2 protein-coding genes are annotated in these 1,525 nt (G+C 69.1%); both read right to left on the reverse strand.

Features of this window, described 5'->3' with window-relative positions; all coding sequences use genetic code 11:
• Nucleotides 1-5: 5 nt before the first annotated feature.
• On the reverse strand, nucleotides 6-932 hold the full coding sequence (locus V8J36_RS22815; protein ID WP_336469610.1) for an electron transfer flavoprotein subunit alpha/FixB family protein: 927 nt from the start codon (nucleotides 930-932) through the stop codon (nucleotides 6-8).
• The coding region (locus V8J36_RS22820; RefSeq protein WP_336469611.1) for an electron transfer flavoprotein subunit beta/FixA family protein at nucleotides 932-1,525 on the reverse strand (594 nt) is incomplete at its 5' end. The genes V8J36_RS22815 and V8J36_RS22820, both read right to left, overlap by 1 nt.

Below are 1,525 nucleotides of genomic sequence, written 5' to 3' on the forward strand. Positions count from 1 at the left end.
CGAGATCAGACCTTCGAGGTCAGTTCCGGCACGAGGGTGAAGAGATCGCCCACCAGGCCGTAGTCGGCGACCTGGAAGATCGGGGCCTCTTCGTCCTTGTTGATCGCGACGATGACCTTGCTGTCCTTCATGCCCGCAAGGTGCTGGATCGCACCCGAGATGCCGCAGGCGATGTAGAGGTCCGGCGCCACGACCTTGCCGGTCTGGCCCACCTGCCAGTCGTTCGGCGCGTAGCCCGAGTCGACCGCGGCGCGCGAGGCACCGACCGCAGCCCCCAGCTTGTCGGCCAGCGCCGCGATCACCGCGAAGTTGTCCGACGAGCCGACGCCACGGCCGCCCGAGACCACGATCTTGGCCGAGGTCAGCTCGGGGCGGTCCGAGGCCGCCACCTTGTCCTCGACCCAGGACGACAGGCCCGGATCGGCGGCGGCGGAAACGGTCTCGACCGCAGCCGCGCCCGAAAGACCCGCAGCCGAGAAGCTGGCGGTGCGGATCGTGAAGACCTTGGTCGCGTCGCCCGATTTCACGGTCTGGATCGCGTTGCCGGCGTAGACCGGACGCTCGAAGGTGTCGGCATCGACCACGGCGGTCACGTCCGAGATCACCATCACGTCCAGAAGCGCCGCGACGCGGGGCAGGATGTTCTTCGCGTCCGAGGTCGAGGGCGCGCAGATGTGGCTGTAGTCGCCCGCGAGGCTGACGATCAGCGCGGCGGTGGGTTCCGCCAGACGGCGGCCCAGCGAGGCGTCCTCGGCGACCAGCACCTTGGCGACGCCGTCGATCCTGGCGGCTTCCGCCCCCGCGGCGGCGGCCGAGGCCCCGGCGCAGAGCACGGTGACGGGCCCGAGGCCCGCGACGGCCGCGACGGCCTTGGCGGTGGCATCGACCGACAGCGTGCCGTCGGTCACTTCACCCAGCAGCAGAACGGCCATCAGAGCACCCCCGCTTCGTCTTTGAGTTTGGCGATCAGCTCGTCGACCGAGCCGACCTTCACGCCCGCCTTGCGGCCCGCGGGTTCGGTGGTCTTGACGATGGTCAGGCGCGGCGAGGTGTCGACGCCGTAGTCGGCGGCGGTCTTTTCCTCGAGCGGCTTCTTCTTCGCCTTCATGATGTTCGGCAGCGAGGCATAGCGCGGCTCGTTCAGGCGCAGGTCCGCCGTCACGATGGCGGGCATCTTCACCTTGATGGTCTGCAGACCGCCATCGACCTCGCGGGTCACGACGGCATGGTCGCCCTCGATCGCCAGTTCCGACGCGAAGGCCGCCTGGCTCCAGCCCAGCAGTGCCGACAGCATCTGGCCGGTGGCGTTCATGTCGTTGTCGATCGCCTGCTTGCCGGCGATGACGAGGCCGGGGGCCTCTTCCTTGACGACGGCCGCCAGCAGCTTGGCGACGGCCAAGGGCTCGATGTCGGTGTGCACGTCATCGGCGGCGGTGATCAGGATCGCGCGGTCCGCACCCATCGCCAGCGCCGTGCGCAGGGTTTCCTGCGCCTGCTTCACGCCGATCGAGACCACGACGATCTC

Origin of the sequence: Frigidibacter sp. MR17.14, assembly GCF_037095735.1 — a bacterium.
Classification (GTDB): domain Bacteria; phylum Pseudomonadota; class Alphaproteobacteria; order Rhodobacterales; family Rhodobacteraceae; genus Frigidibacter.